Raw genomic sequence first — 23655 nt, forward strand, 5'->3', positions numbered from 1 at the left:
TCCTGTTTCGACTCCTGACCGCCACGGGACCGGATCCGTCGACGGGCGAACAGCGTCGTCGTTCGTGTTCGGTGTCCGACGTTATCATGACTCACGAGAGCCCAAGTAGGGCCGCCGTCTTGCTTCGGCTATGGTTACGGAATCGTCCGACGGAACACTCACCGACGGCCCCCTCGTTCGACCGATGATCCGGCTCGCGTGGCCGCTCGTGGTCATCCAGCTGCTGCAGGTCGCCTACAACGTGGGCGACACCTTCTGGCTGGGGGCGCTCTCGCCCGACGCGGTCGGGGCCGTGAGCCTCGCGTTTCCGATCCTCTTCTTGCTGATCGCGGTCGGCGGCGGCTTCACGACGGCCGGTGCGATCCTGATCGCCCAGCACACCGGCGCGAAGAGCGGCGACGCCGGACTGATCGCCGGCCAGACGCTGTCGTTCGTCTCGCTGGTCGCCATCGGCCTGAGTACTCTGGGCTTTTTCGCCACCGGGCCGCTGCTCGCCGCTCTGCCCGCCGACGCCGCGACGCAGGCCGAGATCATCCCGCTCGCGGCCGGCTACCTCCGCATCTTCTTCCTCGGGCTCCCCTTCCTCTTCGGTTTCTTCGTCTTCGTCGCGCTCATGCGCGGCTACGGCAGCACGCGCGCGCCGATGCGCGTAATGCTCGTCAGCGTCGTCCTCAACGTCGCGCTCGATCCGCTGTTCATCTTCGGCGTCGGTCCGTTCCCCCGCCTCGAGGTCGAGGGGGCCGCCGTCGCGACCCTCATCTCGAGGGGGCTCGCGACGGCGATCGGGTTCTACCTGCTGTACTACACCGACGTGGGGCCGGACATCCGGGCGAGCCACCTCCGGCCGCGACGGGAGTACGTCGCGAAGATCACGCGACTGGGGGTCCCGACGGCGCTCGAGCAGTCGATGACCGCCCTCGCCCTCGTCGCGATGACGGCGATCGTCGTGACGTTCCCGCCGGCGGTCGTCGCGGCCTACGGCCTGGGAAATCGGCTGATCTCGCTGGCCTTCCTGCCGGCGATGGGATTGGGGCAGGCGACGGACTCGATCGTCGGCCAGAACCTGGGTGCGGGCAACCCCGACCGGGCGGCGAGGGCGGTCCGGATCGCCGCGAGCGTGATCGGCGCGGTCATGTTCACGGCCAGTATATTCGCGTTCCTCTTTCCGGAGCCGTTCGTCTCGGTGTTCGTCACGGCTGACGCGGCGGGGAAAGCGGCGACGATCGACTACGGCGTGACCTACCTTCGCTTCGCCGCGGTCGGCTTCGCCTTCATGGGCGTCCTGCAGGTCGTCCAAGGGGCGTTCCGCGGGGCCGGCAACACGAAGACGGCGCTTGCGTTCGCTGTACTCGGGCTCTGGATCGTGCGCGTCCCCGTCACCGCCTATCTCGTCTTCGTCGCCGACTGGGGGACGACGGGCATCTGGACGGGCGTCGTGATCGGCGATATCGTCGGTGCGATCGCCGCCGTCGCGTGGTTTTCGCGCGGCACGTGGAAGGGGGCGCTGGTCGATGGGGACGGCGCCGAAGCGGAACAGACGGGCTCGAGTGAAACCGAATCGGTCGCGGAGTGACGGCAACCGACGCCGGTCCCGAGCCATACATTCGCGGGCGAAGAATCGCCAGAAACGGGATTATTCGTCCGCGAGCGCATCGTAAACGTCACACGAGAAGGGAGTGTAAGCACGCCGGAGTTCTGTTCGTAAAATCCAGTTCGAATCCGAGGACTGAGAACGGACACGGTGTCGGTGTGGCGCAGGCGGGGAGCGGAGACCACAGCTGATAGAAATCGGAACGAAGATTGAACAACGAGGGCTCGGTATCTTTCAGCGATGGTCGACAAGGATGTCGTTCGTCGGGGATACGACGCCGTGGCGGAAACGTACGCTGCGGAGCGATCCGAGGGCGGTACCGAGATGGACGTCCTCGAGGCGGTGCTCGAGTCGCTTTCCGACTCGCCGACCGTTCTCGACGTCGGTTGCGGCCAAGGGATGCCGGTTCTGCGGCGGGTGAGCGACGCTGGGAGCGCGGTCGGCACGGATTTCTCGCGCGAACAGTTGGCGCTGGCGGCGGCGAACGCCCCGGCGGCGGCCTTCGTTCAGGGGGACATGGTGACGCTGCCGTTCTCCGACGGGGTCTTCGATGCCGTGATCGCCTTCCACTCGCTGATTCACATTCCTCTCAATGATCACCGGGCAGTCCTCGACGAGTTCGCTCGGGTCCTGCGGCCCGGCGGCCGAGTGCTGCTCTCCGAGGCCCCGGGGGAGTGGACCGGTGAGAACCCGGACTGGCTCGAGACCGGCGTCGAAATGCAGTGGGACATGGCTGGCGCGGCGGCCACGCGAACCCAGCTGCGCGAGGCCGGATTCGCCGTCGTCGACGAGCGTGAGAGTACCGAGACGCTCGTCGACGACGAGCACTGGCTGTATCTCGCCGGTCGACTCGAGGAACCGGTGGAAACGGAGAACGAGTAGTCGTCTCGCGACGAATGCGAGCGCGAGTAGACGTGAGCGACCGTCCGCTTATTCAGTTGCGAGTCTCCACTCGTCCGAATCGGCCGACTCGAGCAGTTCGCGCCGTTCCATCTCGCTCAAGACTTCCGAGAGCCGGTCGGGCTGGGCGATCTCCATCTCGATTCGCTCGATGCCGTGGTGTTCGGTGAGGAAGTGACGGATCTCGTCGTTCGTGAAGCTCTCCTGGTCGGCCTTCTCCATCGCACTGGAGATCAGGTCCACCATGTCCTCGATGAAGTTCCACGGGTAGACGACCCAGGTCCACTCCTCGAGGCGTTCACCGACGTAGTCGGGCTGGAACTCGCTGGTGCCGAGCAGCTGCAACGTTGCGGTTCGGACCTCGCCGGCGTCGCGATCGTCGACGTACTCGTAGGCGCGCTGGATCGAGCCGCCGGTGTCGGCGATGTCGTCGATGATGAGGACGTCCTTGCCCTCGACGCTCCCCTCCGGCATCGGGTAGCGGACGGTCGGTTCGCCAGACTTCTCGGCGGTGCCGACGTAGTGTTCCATCTTCAGGCTCGTCAGGTCGTCCAGCCCGAGGAAGTCACAGAGACACCGCCCCGCGAACCAGCCGCCGCGGGCCAGTGCGACGACGACGTCCGGCTCGAACGCGTCGTCGCGAACGTCGTCGGCGACGTCCCGACAGAGGCCGTAAATATACTCCCAGTTGGTTATCGTGCAGTCGAAGTCGTCCGGTAGGTCGGACATCTGATGGCCACCTACTCGTGAGGCTGTGGCGCAACCCCCTTAAGGTAGCTGAAACCGTCACGCGTTCGATGGTAGTTGCGGCCACCCAATATATCGGATTACTACGACCCAGCGAGCGGCATCCTGCTCTTTATTAATTAGTGGTACAACCTAGTTATTGATGGCGCAGACACAGATCCAGGCCGCCCGTGACGGGACAGTAACGCCCGCGATGGAACGCGTCGCCGAGCGAGAGAACCGCGGTCCGGAATTCGTGCGCGAACGGGTCGCCGCGGGGCAGGCCGTGATTCCGGCGAACCGTCACCACGACGCGCTCGATCCGATGATCATCGGCCGCGAGTTCGCGACGAAGGTCAACGCCAACATCGGCAACAGTGAAACGACCAGCGACCTCGAGACGGAACTTGAGAAGCTCCACACCGCGGTCCACTACGGCGCGGATACGGTGATGGACCTGGGAACCGGGAGCGACCTGGACGAGATTCGAGAAGCCCACATCGAACACTCGCCGATACCGCTCGGCACGGTCCCGCTGTACGAGGCGGTCAAGCGGGCCGGCAGCCCGGAGGATATCACGAAAGACCTGCTGCTCGAGATTATCGAAAAGCAGGCGAGACAGGGCGTCGACTACATGACGATCCACGCGGGAATTCTCGCGGAACACCTCCCGCTGACCGACGGCCGGAAGACGGGAATCGTCTCTCGAGGCGGCTCGATCATGGCCAAGTGGATGGAGGAAAACGGCGAGCAGAATCCGCTCTATCAGGTGTTCGACGAAATCTGCGAGATCTTCGCCGAACACGATGTCACGTTCAGCCTCGGGGACAGCCTGCGACCGGGCTGTCTGGCAGACGCCTGCGACGAGGCCCAGTACGCCGAACTCGACACGCTGGGCGAACTCACTCGCATCGGCCGGGATCACGGCGTCCAAGTGATGGTCGAAGGGCCGGGTCACGTCCCGATGCACAAAGTCGCGGAGAACATCGAGCGACAGCAAGAAGTCTGCGACGGCGCGCCCTTCTACGTGCTCGGGCCGCTCGTCACTGACATCGCGCCGGGCTACGACCACATCACCAGCGCCATTGGAGCCGCGATGGCAGCCCAGGCCGGTGCCGCGATGTTGTGTTACGTCACTCCGAAGGAACACCTCGGCCTCCCCGAGGAGGAAGACGTCCGCGACGGCCTCGCGGCCTACCGGATCGCCGCCCACGCCGGTGACGTGGGGAACGAACGCCCCGGCGCTCGCGACTGGGACGACGCGCTCTCGGAGGCCCGCTACGAGTTCGACTGGCGCGAGCAGTTCGACCTCGCGCTCGATCCCGACCGCGCCCGGTCGTTCCACGACCAGACGCTGCCCGAGGACAACTACAAGGAGGCCCGCTTCTGCTCGATGTGCGGTGCAGAGTTCTGTTCGATGCGGATCGATCAGGATACGCGCGATATTGGTGAGATGGAAGCGATCGAGGGCGAGGAGCGGACCGACCTCGAGTCCTCGCCCGCCGCGGACGTAAATCGGCCGCCCGTCGGGACTCACCAATCTGGCAATCTGCCGCCGATGGCGGACCACGAACACGGCGATCCGCTCGAGGAAACAGGAGACGATTGATCCGCGACTGGCCGTGAGTCGCGGACGCCTTCGAATATCAACGTCGAATACAGTCACAGAGAATCCACCTCGTCTTTATCTGACAAACCGTGGTCGGTTCGGTATCGATGGCACCTCGACGACGGACCGTACTGACAGCGGTATCGACGGCGACAGCGTCAGCAGTGGCCGGTTGTGCCGGCCTGCTCGGCGAGGAGACGGGCGATGAAAACGGCCCGGAGAACGAGGAAGACGCGGCGGCGGCGTTCGTCGACGATCTCGCGAACGAGCGGTTCGAGCGGGCGAGCGAGCGATTCGTCGAGCGAGAACGAGACAAACGCGGCGACCCCGCCCGACTCGAGCGCCTCTGGATGGGATACGGCGCGGTGAGCGGCACGTATGCGGAACTCGTCGACACGGACGTATCGACGAAAAACGGCATCTCCGCGGTCGATCTGACGCTGTCGTTCGACCGCGGCGACCACGTCTGTCGAACGCTCGTCGACAGGGAGTCTCGTCTCGTCGACTGCGGCGTCGTCGACGAGTACGAGCGACCGTCGTACGTCGATTCGAGTGCAGTCACCGAACGGGACGTGACGCTCGCGGTCGAGGACTGTTCGCTCCCCGGAATCGTGACGACACCCGCAGCCGAGGACGAGGCGGTCCCCGGCGTCGTTCTCGTTCACGGCGCCGGCGCGGGAACGAAGAACAGCGACCGAGGCGGCTCGGAGCCGTTTCGGGATCTGGCCGAGGGCCTCGCCACGCGGGGCATCGCCAGCCTTCGATACGACAAACGGCTTCCCACCTGTGAGGTCGAACCCAGTGCCCACACCCTCGATCACGTCACCGTCGACGACGCGCTCGTCGCGACCGAGCGACTCCGGACCGTCGACGGCGTCGACGCCGACCGAATCGTCGCGGTCGGGCACGGTCTCGGCGGGACGGCGACACCGCGGATCGCCGCTCGAGACGGGAATCTCGCCGGCGTCGGCGGACTGGCCGCGCCGGCGCGTCCGTACCACGAGCTGACGCTCGAGCAACTCGAGTACAAGGTATCGGTGGGCGACCACGAGTGGGGCGGACTGGAGCGCATCTACGAGCGGTGGAGCGACGAGATCGATCAGGTTCGAGCGGGGGAGTACGAGTCGGGAGACGAACTGCTCGGGAAACCCGGAGCCTTCTGGAACAGTCTCGCGGCGTACGATCACCTGGGGACCGCGGCGGACGTCGACGTTCCGCTATACCTGTTGCAGGGCGAGCGCGACTTCCAGGTCACCGCGGCCGACGACCTCGAGCGGTGGCGGTCCGAACTCGACGGGGAATCGACTGTGGCGTTCGAGACCTACGACGACCTCGATCACCTGTTCATGCCGGGTGACGGCCCGTCGGTGGAGTTCGCGTACGCCGTTCGGAACAACGTCGCCGAGGGAGTCGTCACCGATCTCGCGGACTGGATCGCCGACCTGTAATCGGTGCGTCGACGCGCGCTTCGGCCAACCCGACGACCGAGGATTCATACGCCAGTCGAACCACGCACGTCGTATGGAGACGATTCGGGTCCTGCAAGTCGACGCTTTCACCGACGAACCGCTCACCGGGAACCCGGCGGGTGTCGTTCCGAACGCGGACGACCTCTCGGACGACCAGATGCGAGCGATCGCCGCCGAAATGGCCGTCAGCGAGACGGCGTTCCTCCGCTCGAGCGAGGACGCCGACCGTCGCGTTCGGTACTTTACGCCCACACAGGAGGTCGACCTCTGCGGGCACGCGACGATCGGCAGCTTCGCCCACCTTCACGACGAGGGTCTCGAGCCCGGAACGACGACGCTCGAGACGAACGTCGGCGTCCTCGAGATCGAGGTCGCGGACGACGGCACGGTCTGGATGACGCAGGACGAGCCGACGATCCGCGAAGTCGACGTCGGCTACGACCGCGTCGCCGACGCGCTCGGCGTCGATGCGGCCGCGCTCGAGGGCGCGAGCGCCGACATCCCGCTCGCGGTGTCCTCGACCGGCCTCCCGTTCCTGATCGCCCCGATCACGTACCTCTCGGACGTCGGGAACGCCGAGCCCGATATGGCCGCGATCGAGGCCCTCTCCGACGCGGTCGACGCCGCGGGTATCTATCTCTTTACTTTCGACGCGCTCGAGCCCGGATCGACGCTCCACGGTCGCATGTTCGCGCCGGGGGCCGGCGTCCCGGAGGACCCCGTCACCGGCACCGCGAGCGGGGCCGTCTGTGCGTACCTCGATCACTTCGGCGCGTTCGACGACGACCTGCCCGAGGAGCTCCGCCTCGAGCAGGGCCACTACGTCGACCGCCCGGGCCTGGTCCGCGTTCGACTCGACGACGCGGTCCGCGTCGGCGGGCGGGGCGTGACCGCCCTCGACGGCTCGATCGTCGTCCCGGCGGACGACGAGGACGAGATCCTCGAGGCCTGAGGCCGATCCTGACAGGCGAGCGGATCGACGTCATGCCATTCCCGATGTCGTCTTTCGCTGGAACCTGATAGTCTGGGTCGAAAACAGACCACACAATCGAACTCAGTTATAGAATTTCGTTCTGCGGATCACAGCCCCGTTCCCCGTCGTACACCCCCAGCTCACGGCTGAGAAGCGTCGATTGCATCTGAGCGCGTTCTGCTACTACTAGGAACGTTCATTCGGTCGCGAGTTGGGATTAAGAGCGACCGTTCGCAACCTTCTTTATTCGGTCCAGTGACCACCTCACTAGAGATGGCTGTACTCTGGCTGGACGAGATCAGTGCCGGCGACCTCGAGACGGTCGGCGGTAAAGGTGCTTCCCTCGGAGAGCTTACGGGCGCGGGGCTACCCGTCCCACCGGGGTTCGTCGTAACCGCCGGGACCTATCGATCGTTTATCGAAGAGGCCGAAATCGACGAGGAACTGTTCGCGGCCGTCGACATCGACGTCGACGACTCGGCCGCGCTGGCCGACGCCGCGGATCACGCGCAGGAACTCATTCTCGAGACGCCGTTCCCCGACGAACTGCGCGCGGAGATCCTCGAGAGCTATAGCGAGGTCGGCAACGGCGAGGCGTTCGTCGCCGTTCGATCCTCCGCGACGGCCGAGGACCTGCCCGACGCCTCCTTCGCGGGACAACAGGAAACGTTCCTCAACGTCACCGAGGACGACCTGCTGGACCGCGTCCGGGAGTGTTGGGCCTCGCTGTTCACCCAGCGAGCGATTTACTACCGTCAGGAGCAAGGGTTCGATCACTCCGCGGTGAACATCGCGGTCGTCGTCCAGCAGATGGTCGACGCCGAGAAATCGGGCGTGATGTTCACGAGCCACCCCTCGACGGGCGACGCGACGATGATCATCGAGGCCGCGTGGGGGCTGGGCGAGGCCGTCGTCTCCGGTGCCGTTTCGCCGGACAACTACGTCATCGATCGCGAGGACCGGTCGATGGACGTCACCATCGCCGAGAAAAAGGTGATGCACGAGAAAGACGAGGCGACCGGCAAGACCGTCGAGCGCGAGGTACCTGAAGACAAGCGAAATGCGCGCGTGGTCTCCGACGACGAGATCGACGCGCTCATGGACCTCGGCGAGCGCGTCGAAGACCACTACGGCGAGCCCCAGGACGTCGAGTGGGCCATCGTCGATGGCGATGTCTACATGCTCCAGTCGCGCCCGATCACGACGATCGACGAGAGCGAGAGCGACGCCGCGGATCCGACCGGGAGCGTCGACGCCGCGAAGGGACTGACTGACGGCAGCGGTAGCGTCCAGGCCGCAGACGCCGGCAACGCCGACACGGTCGACTCGAGCGGTACCGGCGACGTGCTCGTCGACGGGCTCGGCTCGAGCCCGGGAACGGTCAGCGGCCCCGCGCGGATCGTCATCAAGCTCGACGACCTCGACAAGGTCAGCGAGGGCGACATCATCGTCACCGAGATGACGATGCCCGACATGGTGCCCGCGATGAAGCGAGCCTCGGGCATCATCACCGACGAGGGCGGCATGACCAGCCACGCCGCCATCGTCTCCCGCGAGCTCGGCGTTCCCGCCATCGTCGGGACGACCAACGCGACGACCGTCCTCGAGGACGGGCAGGTCGTCACGCTCGACGGCGACAAGGGCTCCGTCCTCGAGGGATCGGCAGTCGAACCCGACGAGGAGACCGAACCCGTCGAGGAGGTCCGCCCGCAGTCGCCGGTCAAACCGATGACTGCGACGGAGGTGAAGGTCAACGTCTCCATTCCGGAGGCCGCGGAACGCGCGGCCGCGACGGGTGCCGACGGCGTCGGCCTGCTCCGCATGGAGCACATGATCCTCTCGCTGAATCAGACGCCCGCGAAGTTCATCGACGAAAACGGCGAGGACGCCTACATCACGGAGATCGTCGAAGGAATTCGCGGTGTGGCAGACGAGTTCTATCCGCGTCCCGTCCGCGTTCGCACGCTCGACGCCCCGACAGACGAGTTCAGCCAGCTCGAGGGCGGCGAAGACGAGCCCGACGAGCACAATCCGATGCTCGGCTACCGGGGCATCCGGCGCTCGCTCGATCGGCCGGACGTCTTCGCCCACGAACTCGAGGCGTTCCGCCGGCTCTACGAGCTGGGCTACGACAACGTCGAGATCATGTTCCCGCTGGTCAACGACGCCGAGGACATCTATCAGGCCAAGGAGCTGATGAAGAAGGCGGGAATCGATCCCGAAAAGCGCCGCTGGGGTGCGATGATCGAGACGCCTGCCTCCGCGCTCTCCGTCGAGGGGATGGCTGAAGCGGGCATCGATTTCGCCTCCTTCGGGACCAACGATCTGACTCAGTACACGCTCGCGGTCGACCGTAACAACGGGCACGTCGCCGACCGCTTCGACGAGCTCCACCCCGCGATCTTGCGGCTCATCGGCGACGTCATCGAGACGTGTCGCGAACACGATGTCGACACGAGTATCTGCGGCCAGGCCGGCTCCAAACCCGAGATGGCGCGGTTCCTCGTTAACGAAGGAATTAGTTCGATCTCGGCGAACATCGACGCCGTCCGCGACGTCCAACACGAGGTCAAGCGGGTCGAACAGAAGCTCCTGCTCGACTCCGTTCGCTAACGGTCGCGTTCACTGATTTTTCGGACGAACAGCGTCCGACACTGTCGCCACGTGTACGCATGCTGCCGTCACATGTGCACATACTGTCACCACGTATACGCATAGCCAGCGGCGACGAGAAAGACCAGCCCGATCCCGAGTGCCGCAACCGCGATTGCGATCCCGAAGAACCGGAGCAGGTCCGTCATCAGCTCCGGATACTCCGGCTGAGGCTCGAGATTCGCCACGAGCACGTAAATGAACGCGCCGGTCCCGACGGAGAGCAGTCCGAACGCGGCCGTCGCGGCCCAGGTCATAGGGTCGGTGGGATGGCCGCCACCGTATAGCCTGCGGCCAGACGGGGAAAGGTCCATGATGCAGGCCGACCTCAGTTTGAGCATGAGCGACCGTTCGGACGAGGTGACCGAGAGTCGGGAGTCGGACGCCCCCGCGACCGACAACCTCCTCGAGGAGACGGATCGACTGCTCTCGGAGTCGGGCGTCGACATCGACGACGGGTCGCCCGAGACCGGCGGTACCTCGCCGAGCGCAGCGGGCGGCGACACAGGCCCGGATTCACTCACCGGGTTCGATTACATGCAGGACGCCGAGCCCGAATCCGACGAGCAATCCGGTGTCGAGTCCGACACCGGCACGTCGCGCTCGTGGCTCTCACCGGTCACGTCACGGCTCTCGCTCGGGCGGTACTTCTCGCCGAAGGCATACGTCGCGCTCGTCGGCGTGCTCAGTGCCGGCGTCCTGGCCGGGACGACCGTACTGCCGTTCGCCGGCCGCATGATCGGCATGTTCACCGTCGCCTTCACCGTTGGGCTCCTCGCGTCGAAGCGGCGCTATCTCGAGATGAGTGCCGCCGGCGTCTCGGTCGGCGCGGTCGCGGCGGTCCTCGGCAACATCGTCCTCACCGCCGTCGGCTCCGGGCAATCGCTCATCGCCGTCGGCGCGACCGTCGGGCTCCTCGCGTCCGTCGTGGGCTACTACTTCGGCCGCGACCTCCGCGACGGACTCTCGCAGGATATCGACTGAGACGGATCGCTGTAACGGTTCCCGGCGCAACTGCGACCGTCCTGTGATTGGACCATCCTGCGGTTTCGCCGAAAACGACTTCCAGTAGTCCGTTCGAACTAGCCGTTCGTCGTTAACTCCCAGCCGCGCTCGGTCCGGCGAACGACCCCGTTGTCGGCCATCACCTCGAGTAACTCGGTGACGACTTCGCGGGGCGCATCGATCTCTTCACTGATCTCACCAACTGATTTCGGCTCCGAACGGACGCAAGCGAGCAGGTCGGCGTAAATCCGACTCTCCGGGCCAGCGCCGATGGTCTCGGAGATGTTATCGAACACGTCGTTGAGCCGGCCCTGCACCCATCGCTGGGCCAGCGACAGCTCGTTTTCGAGCCGTTCCAGATCCTCCAACACGGCGAGCAGTTCGTCGAGATCGCCGGTTTCGTCCCACGAAATATCGAGGGAGAGATGCCGGCAGGTAGTGATATCGAAGCTACTGTTGGCCGGATAGGCGCTCTTGCTCGCGAACCCGTACGGCGAAACGGTCACCTCGAGTCGGACGTTGCGGGCGATGTGGAAGTACTTCCGCCGCTGGTCGTCGACCCGGCTCTCGATCAGGCCCGCTTCCTCGAGTTTTCGCAGGTGTTCGATGACCGCCTTGGGACTCACGCCGAGATATTCCGAGATTTCGGTGACATAACACGGCTTGCGGGCGAGCAACCGAAGGATCCGTCTTCGGTTCTCGTTCCCCAGTAAATCCAACAACGCGGCGGAGTCCATCGAGGGAAGGTTAGTGATCGGCGCTGAAAAGCGTGTCTGCTCGCAATACGCTCGGGATCGGCGACGGTTCGAGATGGAGTTCCGGCGGCTCAGTCGTCAGCGTTGGCCTCATCTGGCGTCCCGAATCCGGTACCAGACCCACCGTTTGGGTGGTCGCCCGGCGAGCCAGAATCGGCCGGCGTTGCGTCCGTCGGCTGTTTATTGGGTCCGTTTCCAGTATCCGGTCCGTTCGCCGACTGCTCATCGGGCCCGTTAGCCGCCTCAGAACCGTTTCCCTTATCCGGTCCGTTTCCCGTCGATTTCTCACCGGGGCTTGCTCCCGGTGATCCGGTATCGGACCCGCTTTTCGCCGACTGATCGTTGCCGGGACCGGCGCGATCGTCAGGCGGGCCTGCGCCATTTCCGGGGTGCCCGTCACCGGCCATTCCTCGGGCGACCGCTGCGACCCCCGGACCGGCCTGCGCCGATGCGCTCTCTCGGATCGCAGTGGCGTTCCCTCGAAGCGCCGCGAGGCGATCCGAATCAACGCGCTGTTCGGTTCGCTCGATCGAGCGCTCGAGGCTGGCGATCTGGACCGTCAGTCTGGCCATTTGCGATCGGTAGGCTCCCGTGGAGAGATCCCCGCGTTGGGATTCGAGGGCAACACGCTCGGCCTCAAGGGACGCTAATTTCGCCTCGAGCGCGTCGGATCGCTCGCTGGCGATCGCCGCCCGGCTCTCGTTGTCGGCGCGGTCGTAGGCCGCTTCGAACATCCCCGACTCAACCCCGTTTTCCGTCTCGGCTGCGCTCGCCTGCATGACCGTCCCGACGGACGCATTCGTCGAGACCGACTGAGAGCCGTCGGCATCGGCGGCAGTGAACGTGCTCGCGGCGACACCGCTCGCGATCGCCAGTCCGACGATAGTGAGGGCCACCAGGAGGGCAACCGACCGCGTGCGTTTCATCGTCTGTGTCGACTCCGTGACTATACTAAAAGGAGAACCTTCGTTCGAACCGTTTAATCGGACTGATGAACCGCTGAGATCCGTGCTGAGCGTTCACGGCGGGTGGAGTGGTCGTGATAATTCTGCTCGGCAGACGATTTCGCGACCCCGATTCAGCAGTGTTTAGCGGATGGTTCAAACCGTTTTATTTGGAGAGTGAAGCGTGAATTGGTTGTTGCGATGAATGAGGAGACGTCACGATCACCCATAACGGGCGGAGGGACGTCATAATCACCCGCTACAATCGGTGAGGATGCGTTACGAGTTCCTGTGACGGCGGTCGAAACTCGAGCAACGGGATTCCTCCTCTCGTCCTCACCGAAACGATTCACACACTGACCGCACCGTCTGCGGTCCTCATTCACGGTGCTCGCTCACGGCTCGCTTCGCTCACCGTTCGCGTCCCCGCGGTTCTCGCTCACTGTGTTCGCTCCGAACCGCGCCGCTCCGAACCGCGCTCTCGTCGTGCAACTGAGTGTGCATGGACGGTCAGTGAGTACTGTAACTACCGTCTGACAGCCGACAGTACGTGTTTGCTACCGAGAACGAAACCTTACTCAGCAATCGCGGGCGGAGAACGCATTGATAGCGCGTCTGTTTAAACCTACCTGCCAACAGTTATATCACGCCGTCCCTTGGTATCAAATACCATGTTCGAGGTGTTTTCGCGAAGCTATTATCTCGGACGTCTCTACGTGACTCCGACCGACGGGGATCACGCACTCATGCACAGCGAGCAACACGAACGCATCAACGAGGAAGTGTACGCCACCGGTGACGGCCTCGAGCGCCTCGACACACCGCTGGTGATGAAACTCGAGACCAGCCACTTCCCGGTTCACGGTGCGGACGCCGTCCCGACGAACACGCTCGCGATACCGGAATCGATGCTCGAGGGGACCGACGTCCGGAACCCGCCCTCGCTCCGGGAGGTGTTTCTGGCCCGGCGCGAGTGCGCCCGCCAGCTGCTCTCGTTCGCCGGCGGCTTCCGAACCGGCGATACCGGGCCGACCGATGATGAGTCGCCCAACGCCGGAACCTAGAAGTAGCCTCGCTTCCCGATTTCGGCCGGATGCTCGACAGGTTGCTCGGCCGCGCGTCGCTCAGGGAACGCATCGACGAACTCGAGGCGGAAAACGAGCGGTTGCAAAATCGCTACGAGGCCGAATCCGAGCGTCGAGCCGACGCCGCTACCGCACGACAGGACGCCGAAGAGCGCGTCAACCGGCTCGAGGATCGGATCGCCCAGCTCGAGGGCGAACTCGAGCGAGTGGACACGGACGAGAGCGGGCTGACAGTCCGACGCCGCGATCAGCTTCGCGGTCCCCGTCTCGAGGGGGTTCTGGATCGGCTGACGTCGATCCGAACGGGTCCTGAAGGCGCGCTCACCGCCGGCGTGGACGACGCGGTTCCCGAATCCGTCCGCGCCGATCTCGAGGACGTACTCGGCGATCGGGTCGCGCTCGCCGAGGAAGCCGCACCGTGTCTGTGTTGCGTCGACGACGCCGGATTGCTCGCGGTGACGCTCGAGCCGCCGATCACCCCCGATATCGGCGCGACCTGGCGCGACCGGTTCGCCCTCGAGCGCGAGTGGTTCCTACCGACCGGCCGACACGCCGTCGCGCTGGTCCGGACCGATCTGTTCGCCCTCGGCGTCTACGAGGACGACGAGCGCGTCGACTATCGCGGCTTCGAGAGCGACGTCAAGGGCAGCCACTCGAAGGGCGGGTTCTCGCAGGCCCGGTTCGAGCGGATCCGCGACGGACAGATCGACGAGCACCTCGAGCGCTGTCGTGACGCGCTGGCCGCGTACGAATCCGGGGGCGAGCGGGCCGACACGCCGCTCTTCCTCGTCGGCCAGCGTGGCACCGTCGACGCGCTCGTCGACGAATCGGGACTCGAGCCGACCGCGACGGCCGCCGTCGACGCGACCGGCGATCCGAAGCCGGCGCTCGCGGACGCCGTCCACTCCTTCTGGACGACAGAGCTACGGGTGCTGTGAGCGCGTAATTCGGACGATGTCTGACCGTCAGTAGCCGCCGCCGTCGTCGAAACAGCGACCGCATCTGTTCGCGTCCACGTCACTGACCGCCTGCTCGACGGGGACCAGTCGGAGGTGGTCGTGAGCGACGTGGGAGGTCGCCCCGCAGGTCGTCTGGAAGTCAGAACGGCCGGATTCGTGTTGATGGATCTTGTTCGTCGTCTCGTTCAGGACACCATTCATGTTACCATTGGCCATGGGAGAGCCACATAAGCGCACCGACCGTTGATTCCGCGATATCGAGTCGATTGGCTCCCGGCAGCCGTTGCAGGCAGCGAAACAGTACTGTCAACGAATGACGTGAGCGAAACAGTCGATCGAGAGCGGTCCGACGAATCGCGGCAGTGACGTGTTAGCGAGTGTATCGGTCAAATATGTTTTCCGCTCCGAGAACGAATACTCGAACCGAGTATGTCCGACTTCGAAACCGTCACGTGCGAACAGTGTGGCGACGCATTCACGGCATACCCCGATGCCAACGCGGCCCAGCGCGGTTTCTGTAGTCCCTCCTGTGCCCTCGAGGCGAACTGACGACGACGAACGTGCTACCCTTTCCGTAAGCCGTGGCGTGAACGAGCCGTATCACCGGCAGCGCAGCCGATATCGGCCTGTTATTCGTCGTGATTTGCCGTCGCTGCGAGCCCCTCATCGACAGTCTCAGCACCGGGCTTAGGTTCCGACGGCGCTGTCACGGCGCGATCACCGTCCGAAAGCGCCTCGAGCGAGACGACTAACGCCGCACCGAGGAGGACGAGTCCGCCGGCGACGCCGAACGCGACGGTGTAGCCGATGGTGGCGACCCACCCGCCGAGAACGCCGCCGAGTGCGCCGCCGATCGCTCCCAGCGCGACGTAGGCTCCGAGTGCCTCTCCGCGGAGCCCCGGCGGCGCCGAAGGCGACGGTCGCAGCCAGCCCCGCCACGGCGACGGTCACCGGGAACAGCACCCCCCTCGCGGCGAGGACGCCGGTCTGCAGGAGCCGAACGTCGTACCGCCCCGAGAGCTGGCCTGCGACCTCGTAACAGACCGCCGAGCCGAGGCTCGAGGCCAGATAGAGCGCGAACACCTGTCCCGAATCGAAGCCGGCGTCGGTCAGAAACAGCGGGAGCGGTGCCCAGAAGGCGGCCGAGCCGGTGAAGAAGAACGCTCCGGCGACGAAGTACGTGGTCATCGCCGGCTCGAGTCGGGTCGCGAGCCGGCCGAACGCGATCGCCCCGGGTGCGGCGACGCCGGCGGCCGTCGCGGCCAGCACACCCAGCTGGACCGGCGTTGCGCCGAGTTCGACGATGTAGAGCGGGACCAGCAGGGACGCCCCGCCGAATGCGATCGAATCGAGTCCCCACGCGTCGAGCCAGCGATCCGTCATCGTCCGTCCCTGGAACGCGAACAGGTAAGTAGTAGCGATCGTCGACTCATCGGTTCGACTCACCGCTACCGGTGGCGTCAACCGGGAGTTCAAGTACACCCTCGTCCATTTCCGGGTATGCGCATCGCAATCCTCGCTCACGAGAAGTTTCCCGATCGGGCCAAGACCGCCCTCGGCGTCCTCCGATACGCCGACCACGACATCGTCGCCGTCCTCGACCGAGACCGTGCCGGTCACCGGGTCGGCGATTTCGTCCCCGACGTCCAGGACGCGCCGATCGTCGCCGAGATGGCTTCCCTCGAGCCCGACGCCGTCGACGCCCTGCTGATCGGTATCGCCCCGATCGGCGGCGGCTTCGACGAGAGCTGGCGCGAAGACGTCCGAACGGCCCTCGAGAACGGCTGTGACGTGATATCGGGGCTTCACTCCTTCCTCGCCAATGACGAGGAGTTCGCCCGGTTGGCGGCCGAAAACGACTGCGAGATCCGAGACGTTCGGAAGCCGCCGGCGGATCTCACGGTCAGCCAGGGCGTCGCGAGCGAGGTCGACGCCGAGGTGATCCTCACCGTCGGCACCGACTGCTCGGTCGGCAAGATGACGACGACGATGGAGCTCGCTCGAGACGCCCGCGCGGCCGGCCACGACGCAGCCGTGATCCCGACCGGCCAGACCGGGATCATGATCGAGGGCTGGGGCAATCCGATCGACCGCGTCGTCAGCGACTTCACCGCGGGCGCGGTCGAGGAGATGATCCTCGAGAAAGGAAACGAGCACGACTACCTCTTCGTCGAGGGCCAAGGCAGCATCGTCCACCCGGCGTACTCACCGGTCACGCTGGGAATCCTCCACGGCTCGATGGCTGATACGCTCGTGCTCTGTCACGAGGCCGGCCGGGAGGCGATCCACGGCTACGAGTCGTTCTCGCTGCCGTCGGTCCCCACCTACGTCGATCTCTACGAGAGCGTCGCCGAACCGGTCGCGGAGAGTCGGGTCGTCGCCGGTGCGATAAACACCGCCGGTCTCGAGGACGACGAGGACGCCCGCGAGGCGGTCGCGGCGTACGCCGACGCGCTCGGCGCACCCGCGACCGACGTGATCCGCTTCGGGACCGACGAACTGCTCGAGGCGGTACTCTGAGATGACCCTCGAGACGGCTTTCGAACGGCGCTCGCTGCCCCTCGAGTACCCCTTCGGGATCGCCCGCGGGACGACGACCGAGACCGACGTCGTCTTCGTTCGGATCGGAGACGCGGCCGACGACGGCCTAACTGGTATCGGCGCTGCCGCGCCGTCCGCTCACTACGGCGAGACCGCCGCGACGGTCGAAGCCGTCCTGCCCGACCTGCTGGCGGTCGTCGAGGACGTCGGCGATCCTCACCAACTCGAGCGGATCGAACGGGAGCTGCGCGAGACCGTTCGACGGAATCCGTCGGCCCGCACCGCGGTGAGCATCGCGCTTCACGATCTCGTCGCGAAACGGCTCGAGGAGCCGCTGTATCGCTACTGGGGACTCGATCCGGCGGAGACGCTCGAGACGTCCTACACCATCGGACTCGACGACCTCGAGACGATGCGCGAGAAGACCGAGACGGCGCTCGAGCGCGGGTACGGCACGCTGAAGGTCAAGCTCGGCACCGACCGCGATCTCGAGATCGTCCGGACGATCCGGTCAGTCGCGCCGGACGTCCGGCTGTTCGTCGACGCGAACGAGGCCTGGACGCCCCGCGAGGCGGTCTCGAAGATCGAGCGGCTCGCCAGGTTCGATCTCGCGTTTGTCGAACAGCCGGTCCCCGCGGAAGACCCCGAGGGGCTCCGGTTCGTCTACGAGCATTCGGCGCTGCCGATCGCCGCCGACGAGTCCTGCGTGACGCTCGCGGATATTCCACGGATCGCCGACCGCTGTGACATCGCGAACCTGAAACTAATGAAGTGCGGCGGGCTGCTGGAAGCCAAGCGGATGATCCACGCGGCCCGCGCTCACGGCCTCGAGGTCATGTACGGCTGTATGACCGAATCCGACGCCTCGATCGCGGCGGCCTGTCACCTCGCCCCGCTGCTGGACTACGCCGACCTCGACGGCTCGCTGTTGCTGGCCGACGACCCCGCCGACGGCGTCCCGATGCCCGACGGTCGGATCGATCTCGCCGGCCTCGAGCGGCCGGGGACGGGCGCCGTCCTCGAGTCCGAATTCGACTGAGTGCGGGAGTTCGAGCGTCGGCCTCCGAGACCGGTCGAGTGGTCACCGGCGACGACTGTCAGCGCGACCACCAACGGGGTTTCATATCGGTCGTCGGTGTGGGACGTGTGGTATGCACGACAGTGACGGCGATCTTCCCGTGTCCCGTCGGGCGCTATTGCGGGCGTCGGCCGGGACGGTCGCGCTCTCGGCGGTCGGCAGCGCGCGAGCCGATGAGGACGGCGGCGAGCCAGCGGTCGCACCGCGGTTCGATCAGGGATGCCCGGACGCGACCCTCGAGCCCGGAATGGCACACTGCGAGGGGACGAGTATGGAAGGGTGTGCGGACGACCATCCGGCGACGACCGAACTCCGGTCGGGGGTCGCCGAGAGTCTCGAGAGCCGGTTTCCCGACGCGAACGCGCTGATCGACGCGGGGTTCAAGCCGTATTTCGATACGCTCGAGACGGGGGACGACAGCTGGTCGCACTGGCTCAGTCCGGATTTCATCGGTGACGACGACGTTCTGAACCCGGAGCGGCCGGAATCGGTCCTCGTCGACAACGAATCGTGGCGGTCGATGGGCGTCATGTTCATCGCGACGCGCGGTGGGGAACCGACCGAGCCGCCGGCGGTCTACGGCGCGAGCGAGTCCACGGACCGGTGTTCGCCGTGGCACGCTCACACCGGCCTCCCGGGGCGATTCGGCTGGTGGTACTACCAGCAGGCCTACGAACGCGAGTTCGAGGGCGGCGACCTCGAGTTCCCCTGTCGAACCCCCTGTATGCTCCACGTCTGGGCCGTCGATCACCCCGAGAGCGTCTATACGCACGACGCGCCCCCGCAGGAGGATCGCGAGCTGTCGCCCGCCGACGATCCCGAATTCGATACCGACGCCGTCCCCGGGGAGGACGAACTCGGCTGGGACGTGCTTCCGAACAGCCTCGTCCCCGAGCGAACCCCCGACGAGTTCTCCCTGCCCGGTCCCTTCGGCATCGACCTCGGACTGTGACCTCCGTCCGACGGACCGCAACGAGCCGGCGAACTCACTCGCGCAGGTGGTGGCGCGCTCGACCGCGATGAGCCGTCACTCGAGCCAGGCCTCGAGTGCAGCCACGACCCGTCCGGTCGCCTCGTCGGGTCCGCACCGATCGGTATCGATCTCGAGGTCGGCGTCCGGCGCTTCGAACTCCCTGTAGACGACGTGAACGCCCTGCTCCGCGATCGGCTCCGCTCGCTCTCGATTGCGCTCGAGACAGGTCTCGAGACTCGCGGTCACGAGGACGAACCGAACGTCGCCGAGCGTCCGAAACCCCGTCTGCCACTCCCGACGGTAGAACGTGCCGTCGACGATCGTGATCCCGTCCGCGGGAGCCGCCGCGACCTGCTCGGCCAGTTGCTCGTAGGTGCGACTCGAGAAGTCGTCGGAGTGGAACAGCCGGACCGGGCGGTCCCGCTCCTCGAGTCGGCGGCGAACGCGGGTCGCGATGGTGGTCTTTCCGGCACCCGGCGGCCCGCAGATGACGACGATCACGCACGCCGGTAACAGCCGGGGCTATATCCGTCGTGGGATTCGCGACGAGAGGTCGCGAAGAGCCCCTTCAGACGATCGACGAACCCGTCGTCTCGGACTCGAGGGCCGCGAGACACTGCCGGCAGTAGGTGTAGAAGGGGTCGTTTTCGGTCCCGCAGACCGAACACCGCTGCCGATCCGTTGTCTCGGACGCGGTCGACATACCGATCGATTCGGACTCGAAACGAATACCGACTGGGCCACCGTCTGCAAGTGCCGTCGAGCGCAGGCCGTCACCCTCAGCCGAGATCCTCGTCGCGCGCGGACTCCCGGAGGATGAACGGCCCCATCGCCAGCGTCCGCTTGGCGACGGTCGCGATCCGGAGGATGTAGACGATGAAGATGACGAAGGGCGCGATGCCGACGACGAAGCCCGCGCTGGTCAGCCAGACGAGGTTGTCGACCCCCAGCGTCGTCCCCGGGAGCGCGTTGGCGTCGACGTACATCAGCATGAGCCCCATCACCGTCAGCGCCGGCACCGCCACGTACAGCAGCGCCCGCGAGAGGTTGATCAGCTCCCACTGGAAGTACAGCGTCTTGAAGTGCTCGCGCGCCGGGCCGAAGAGCTTGAGAACGGTGATCATCTCGTCGATTTCCTCGTCGGCTTCGTCCGAGAGTTCCTCGCCATGATCGGCACGGATCTGGCGAGCGTCGTAGATCTTCCGCGAGTAGTTGAATGCGAGCGCGTTCCAGATCACTTCGAAGGTGCCGAACTGCGCGTCCTCGAGGTTCTCCTTGACCGTCCGGGCATTGCCGGTCACGTCGTCGGCGTAGTCGCGTATCCGTTCCTGGAGTTCGTCGCTGAGGTCGGTATCGTCCGCCACCGCCGACTCGAAGTCGGTCGCTTCGTCCTCGATTCCATCGACGAGTTCGTAGAGGAACCCCGCGGGCTCCGGCGGAGTCACGTCTTCCTCGAGCTCGTCCTCGGTGTCCTGGCGGAAGTTCATTGCCTCCTGCATTCGCTCGCGCTGGTCGCCAACCGCGCCGAGCTCCTGGGAGAGCACCAGCTGATTGATCGTAACGACGATGGATGTGCCGGTGATGATCGCGCCGATGAACGCGGAGAAGATCCAGAAGGTACCGTTGCTGGACGCGACGATCACGCGCAGCGGCGTGAGACCGATCTGGCTGAGTCCGACGAGGACGCCGTAGACGATCGCGAGCACGATCCCCGTGAACAGCCAGCGGTTCAGACGCAACAGGAGATAGAGGCGCGGACCGTTCAGCTGGTCGTGTTCGGCCGATCCGCCGCTCTCGTCGGTGTTCGAATCCGAAGTATCCATTCGGCGACCTGAACCGACCACGAGTGTGGGCAAAAGCGTGTCGACCGGCAGACGACGAGCCGACGGCGCGTTCCCGACGCTGACCGCACTATCGCGTGACGCTACCCGCACCGCAACATCGTGTGACGCCCGATCGCACTTCCGCACAGTATGCCTCAAGGTCATGTGCGGCTGTACGACCGCCGTTCACTGGTTCGGTTTCGACAAACTGTAGCTACTCGGCGTCACCGTAGCTCACGTCGAACGGCCCCTCCTCGGGACCCTTCTGGGGGACCATCGGACCGACCGACGCGGTTCGGCGCGTGATGGTCGCGGTCCGGAGGATATAGGAGACGAGCAACGCGAGCGGCGAGAGCACGATGAGAATCAGCACGCTCACGACGTAGGGGAGCACGGCGGCGCTGACGCTCGGTCCGGTCACGTCGGCGTAGAGGAGGCCGACGAGGATCGCCGACAGGATCGACGGCACGCCACAGTACACCGTGAGCTGCGAGAATCGGGTGAGCTCCTGTTGCAGGTAGGTTGTCTTGAACTGCTCTCGAGCCACGTGGAACAGCTCCAGGGACTCGGTCAGGTCGTCGAGTCGATCCATCGCGGCCGGCGACAGTGAGTCCGCGTACTCGCCGCGCAGGTGGGTTCCGACGTACAGATGCCAGGACTCGTCGTACGTGATCGCCGCCGAAACGGCCGAGAACGTGTCGAACTCGGATCGCTCCATTCGGTCTTCGATCTGATCCGTCCGTTTCTGAACGCTATTCGTGTACCGAATGACCGTTTCGCGCAGCTCGTCGTCGTCGTGAGTCGCGACGGCGTCGGCGAGCCCGGCAGCGTCGTGATGGATCGCTTCGACGATCAACTCGAGCACCCGCGTGGGCGACGCCGGGCTCGCGGGAACGGCCGCGTCGTCCGCGACGGCCTGCCGAAACTCCATGACCCCGTCGAGTCGCTCGCGGGCCTTGCCCGCTGCACTGAACTCTTGAGAGAGGATGAGCTGGTTGACCGAGACGACCAGCGTCACGAGCGAGAACGTGCCCGCGATCATCCCGCTGGCGACGCGCGTCACGGAGTTCGGGTTGACGAAGGTGATAACACCGAGTTCGTACAGCCCGACGAGGAGAACGAAGATAGCGAGCGAAACCGCCGCTGCGACAGTCAATCGGTTACCTTTGACCAGGAACCACTCGCGGAACCGCGTCAACAACCCCGCTTGCGCCCCGATATCGGCACCGTAGGATTCGAGCGTCTCGTCGGTCTCGGAAGACCCCATAGCGACACGTTCAACCGACCCGACAATAAGAGCCGTCGTTGCAGACACCGCCAGCGTACGGTCTTTGTCGGCTCGACACAGTGAAGCGCGGTGACCGCGAACGGCCGGCCCGTTATCGACAGATGGTGATGCGAGGACCCGCCCTTCAAGGGCTACACTGAAATGCGTCCGCAGTGTCGATCCGATACATGCACGGTGACGGAACGAACTCGCAGACGAACGCTCGACGGCGATGACCGGGTCGGATCCAACGAGCCGACGGCGAGTACTCACGACACTGGGTACGGGAATCGCGGCCGCAGCCGCGGGTTGTCTCGGCAGTCAGGACGGTCTCGGCGGCCAGCCGACCTACGAGGACGGTACCGTTAGCGGGATCAACGAGAGCAACGCCTCGAATCGGTCGGCGAGCGAGATGACCACGGCGTCGTCGCTCGCTCAACAGGAACCGAGCAGTTCAGTGACGCCGCTCGATCCGATCTCGCTGCGCAGCCACGAGTTCGTCGTCGAGAGCGGCTATCTCGGCTCGACGATTCAGGGAACCGTCGAAAACACGGGCAGCGACCGGATCCAGACCGTCGAAGTACGGACGCGCGTCTACGACGACGCCGGGAACATGCTCGGCCGATATCTGGCCAGCACCGGCGACCTCAACGGCGGCTCGACCTGGGAGTTCCAGGTGATCGTCCTCGAGGCACCGTCGGACGTCGCTAGCTACGATATCACCGTTCTGGGAACGCCCTCCTGACGGTCCCGAGTCGGGCCGTTTCGGGCCGTCACACGTAGTATGGCTCCGGATCACCTCATACCAACACGAGCGAGACGCCCCGAGTCGCCGACAGGAGAAGACGTCGCTGAACGAGCCCGAACGAGACGGCGCCGAACCGCGATCAGTCGGGTGACCCGTTCAGTAGTTCGTCGGCTACCTGTTCGTAGACCCTCTCGACGCTGACGGCGAGCGTATACGCCGGCCGTCCCTTCCCGGTCGGCGACGTTTCCGTCGGATTGACTTCGTCGACGAGATTCTCGTCCTCGAGTCTGTACAGCGACCGGATGACGTCGGCCTCGGTGATCGTGCCGACGACCTCCGTGTCGACCTCCGGGAGGTGGCGCTGGCAGTGTCGGCGAAGCTCGTGCGTCTGGACCGGCGTCTCGTCCTCGCTGGCGAGTTTGGCGACCCCGAGCAGAACCACCTGATTGGTCAGCGAGATGGACTCGAACGGCGACTCGTTGCTCATAGTGAACGCTTGCTCACGAACGATGGTAACCGTTTCTCTCCATTCCAAAAAAACAGAATCGGTACGCTCT

Annotated in this window: 24 protein-coding genes; 13 read left to right on the top strand and 11 right to left on the bottom strand. The window is 65.4% G+C overall.

Features of this window, described 5'->3' with window-relative positions:
• Positions 1–130 precede the first annotated feature (130 nt).
• Both HYG81_RS36530 and HYG81_RS36535 read left to right on the top strand, forming a co-directional pair.
• Positions 131–1573 carry an MATE family efflux transporter gene (locus HYG81_RS36530; protein WP_180841059.1) on the top strand — a complete coding sequence of 481 codons (1443 nt, stop codon included), beginning with the start codon at positions 131–133 and terminating at the stop codon, positions 1571–1573.
• A 258-nt stretch (positions 1574–1831) separates the two neighbouring features.
• Positions 1832–2473 (top strand): class I SAM-dependent methyltransferase, encoded by a 642-nt coding sequence (locus tag HYG81_RS36535; RefSeq protein WP_180841060.1) that lies wholly within the window; start codon positions 1832–1834, stop codon positions 2471–2473.
• A gap of 48 nt (positions 2474–2521) precedes the next feature.
• Here HYG81_RS36535 and HYG81_RS36540 read toward each other — a convergent pair whose 3' ends face one another.
• Positions 2522–3220, bottom strand: a complete 699-nt coding sequence (locus tag HYG81_RS36540) for a phosphoribosyltransferase (protein ID WP_180841061.1) — start codon at positions 3218–3220, stop codon at positions 2522–2524.
• 160 nt (positions 3221–3380) lie between these two features.
• Here HYG81_RS36540 and thiC point away from each other — a divergent pair, with 160 nt between their 5' ends.
• From thiC to ppsA, 4 genes are all read left to right on the top strand, one after another.
• Positions 3381–4826: a phosphomethylpyrimidine synthase ThiC gene (gene thiC / locus HYG81_RS36545; protein ID WP_180841062.1), complete on the top strand. Its 1446-nt coding sequence runs from the start codon at positions 3381–3383 to the stop codon at positions 4824–4826.
• A gap of 107 nt (positions 4827–4933) precedes the next feature.
• Positions 4934–6274, top strand: coding sequence for an alpha/beta hydrolase family protein (locus HYG81_RS36550; protein ID WP_180841063.1), 1341 nt, complete (start codon positions 4934–4936; stop codon positions 6272–6274).
• A 73-nt stretch (positions 6275–6347) separates the two neighbouring features.
• Positions 6348–7247 (top strand): PhzF family phenazine biosynthesis protein, encoded by a 900-nt coding sequence (locus tag HYG81_RS36555; protein ID WP_180841064.1) that lies wholly within the window; start codon positions 6348–6350, stop codon positions 7245–7247.
• Positions 7248–7541: 294 nt separating this feature from the next.
• The gene (gene ppsA / locus HYG81_RS36560) at positions 7542–9881 is read left to right on the top strand and encodes a phosphoenolpyruvate synthase (RefSeq protein ID WP_180841065.1); all 2340 of its coding nucleotides are present in this window, start codon (positions 7542–7544) and stop codon (positions 9879–9881) included.
• Between the two features lie 86 nt (positions 9882–9967).
• Here the strand turns inward: ppsA and HYG81_RS36565 are convergent, their stop codons facing one another.
• Positions 9968–10177 carry a hypothetical protein gene (locus HYG81_RS36565; protein ID WP_180841066.1) on the bottom strand — a complete coding sequence of 70 codons (210 nt, stop codon included), beginning with the start codon at positions 10175–10177 and terminating at the stop codon, positions 9968–9970.
• An 82-nt stretch (positions 10178–10259) separates the two neighbouring features.
• On the opposite strand from HYG81_RS36565, the gene HYG81_RS36570 reads away from it, so the two are divergent.
• Complete coding sequence (locus HYG81_RS36570; protein WP_180841067.1) at positions 10260–10904, top strand: DUF456 domain-containing protein; 645 nt, start codon at positions 10260–10262, stop codon at positions 10902–10904.
• A 98-nt stretch (positions 10905–11002) separates the two neighbouring features.
• Here the strand turns inward: HYG81_RS36570 and HYG81_RS36575 are convergent, their stop codons facing one another.
• On the bottom strand, positions 11003–11662 hold the full coding sequence (locus tag HYG81_RS36575) for a metalloregulator ArsR/SmtB family transcription factor (protein ID WP_180841068.1): 660 nt from the start codon (positions 11660–11662) through the stop codon (positions 11003–11005).
• Between the two features lie 89 nt (positions 11663–11751).
• Entirely contained in the window at positions 11752–12606 is an 855-nt protein-coding gene (locus HYG81_RS36580; RefSeq protein ID WP_180841069.1) for a hypothetical protein, read from the bottom strand.
• A gap of 689 nt (positions 12607–13295) precedes the next feature.
• Between HYG81_RS36580 and HYG81_RS36585 the strand changes: the two genes are divergently transcribed.
• Positions 13296–13688, top strand: a complete 393-nt coding sequence (locus HYG81_RS36585; protein ID WP_180841070.1) for a DUF5802 family protein — start codon at positions 13296–13298, stop codon at positions 13686–13688.
• 29 nt (positions 13689–13717) lie between these two features.
• Positions 13718–14647: a Vms1/Ankzf1 family peptidyl-tRNA hydrolase gene (locus HYG81_RS36590; RefSeq protein WP_180841071.1), complete on the top strand. Its 930-nt coding sequence runs from the start codon at positions 13718–13720 to the stop codon at positions 14645–14647.
• Between the two features lie 27 nt (positions 14648–14674).
• Here HYG81_RS36590 and HYG81_RS36595 read toward each other — a convergent pair whose 3' ends face one another.
• Positions 14675–14869 carry a hypothetical protein gene (locus HYG81_RS36595; protein WP_180841072.1) on the bottom strand — a complete coding sequence of 65 codons (195 nt, stop codon included), beginning with the start codon at positions 14867–14869 and terminating at the stop codon, positions 14675–14677.
• A gap of 516 nt (positions 14870–15385) precedes the next feature.
• Positions 15386–16114 carry an MFS transporter gene (locus tag HYG81_RS36600; RefSeq protein WP_226375981.1) on the bottom strand — a complete coding sequence of 243 codons (729 nt, stop codon included), beginning with the start codon at positions 16112–16114 and terminating at the stop codon, positions 15386–15388.
• 54 nt (positions 16115–16168) lie between these two features.
• Here HYG81_RS36600 and HYG81_RS36605 point away from each other — a divergent pair, with 54 nt between their 5' ends.
• From HYG81_RS36605 to HYG81_RS36615, 3 genes are all read left to right on the top strand, one after another.
• Positions 16169–17188 carry an N-acetyltransferase DgcN family protein gene (locus tag HYG81_RS36605; RefSeq protein WP_180841073.1) on the top strand — a complete coding sequence of 340 codons (1020 nt, stop codon included), beginning with the start codon at positions 16169–16171 and terminating at the stop codon, positions 17186–17188.
• A gap of 1 nt (position 17189) precedes the next feature.
• A complete protein-coding gene (locus tag HYG81_RS36610) occupies positions 17190–18248 on the top strand; it encodes a dipeptide epimerase (RefSeq protein WP_180841074.1) in 1059 nt (352 codons plus the stop codon).
• A 112-nt stretch (positions 18249–18360) separates the two neighbouring features.
• The gene (locus tag HYG81_RS36615; protein WP_180841075.1) at positions 18361–19239 is read left to right on the top strand and encodes a hypothetical protein; all 879 of its coding nucleotides are present in this window, start codon (positions 18361–18363) and stop codon (positions 19237–19239) included.
• A gap of 75 nt (positions 19240–19314) precedes the next feature.
• Here the strand turns inward: HYG81_RS36615 and HYG81_RS36620 are convergent, their stop codons facing one another.
• The 4 genes from HYG81_RS36620 to HYG81_RS36630 all read right to left on the bottom strand — a co-directional run bounded on the left by HYG81_RS36620 (position 19315) and on the right by HYG81_RS36630 (position 22350).
• On the bottom strand, positions 19315–19761 hold the full coding sequence (locus tag HYG81_RS36620; RefSeq protein ID WP_180841076.1) for an ATP-binding protein: 447 nt from the start codon (positions 19759–19761) through the stop codon (positions 19315–19317).
• Positions 19762–19828: 67 nt separating this feature from the next.
• Complete coding sequence (locus HYG81_RS45435) at positions 19829–19963, bottom strand: DUF7577 domain-containing protein (protein WP_255647624.1); 135 nt, start codon at positions 19961–19963, stop codon at positions 19829–19831.
• Positions 19964–20039: 76 nt separating this feature from the next.
• A complete protein-coding gene (locus HYG81_RS36625) occupies positions 20040–21083 on the bottom strand; it encodes a DUF7972 family membrane protein (protein WP_180841077.1) in 1044 nt (347 codons plus the stop codon).
• Positions 21084–21297: 214 nt separating this feature from the next.
• The gene (locus HYG81_RS36630; protein ID WP_180841078.1) at positions 21298–22350 is read right to left on the bottom strand and encodes a DUF7972 family membrane protein; all 1053 of its coding nucleotides are present in this window, start codon (positions 22348–22350) and stop codon (positions 21298–21300) included.
• 232 nt (positions 22351–22582) lie between these two features.
• On the opposite strand from HYG81_RS36630, the gene HYG81_RS36635 reads away from it, so the two are divergent.
• Positions 22583–23095, top strand: a complete 513-nt coding sequence (locus tag HYG81_RS36635) for an FxLYD domain-containing protein (protein ID WP_180841079.1) — start codon at positions 22583–22585, stop codon at positions 23093–23095.
• 142 nt (positions 23096–23237) lie between these two features.
• On the opposite strand, the gene HYG81_RS36640 is transcribed toward HYG81_RS36635, so the two are convergent.
• Complete coding sequence (locus HYG81_RS36640) at positions 23238–23585, bottom strand: CBS domain-containing protein (protein WP_180841080.1); 348 nt, start codon at positions 23583–23585, stop codon at positions 23238–23240.
• Positions 23586–23655: the final 70 nt, after the last annotated feature.

The organism is Natrinema zhouii (assembly GCF_013456555.2).
Lineage (GTDB): Archaea > Halobacteriota > Halobacteria > Halobacteriales > Natrialbaceae > Natrinema > Natrinema zhouii.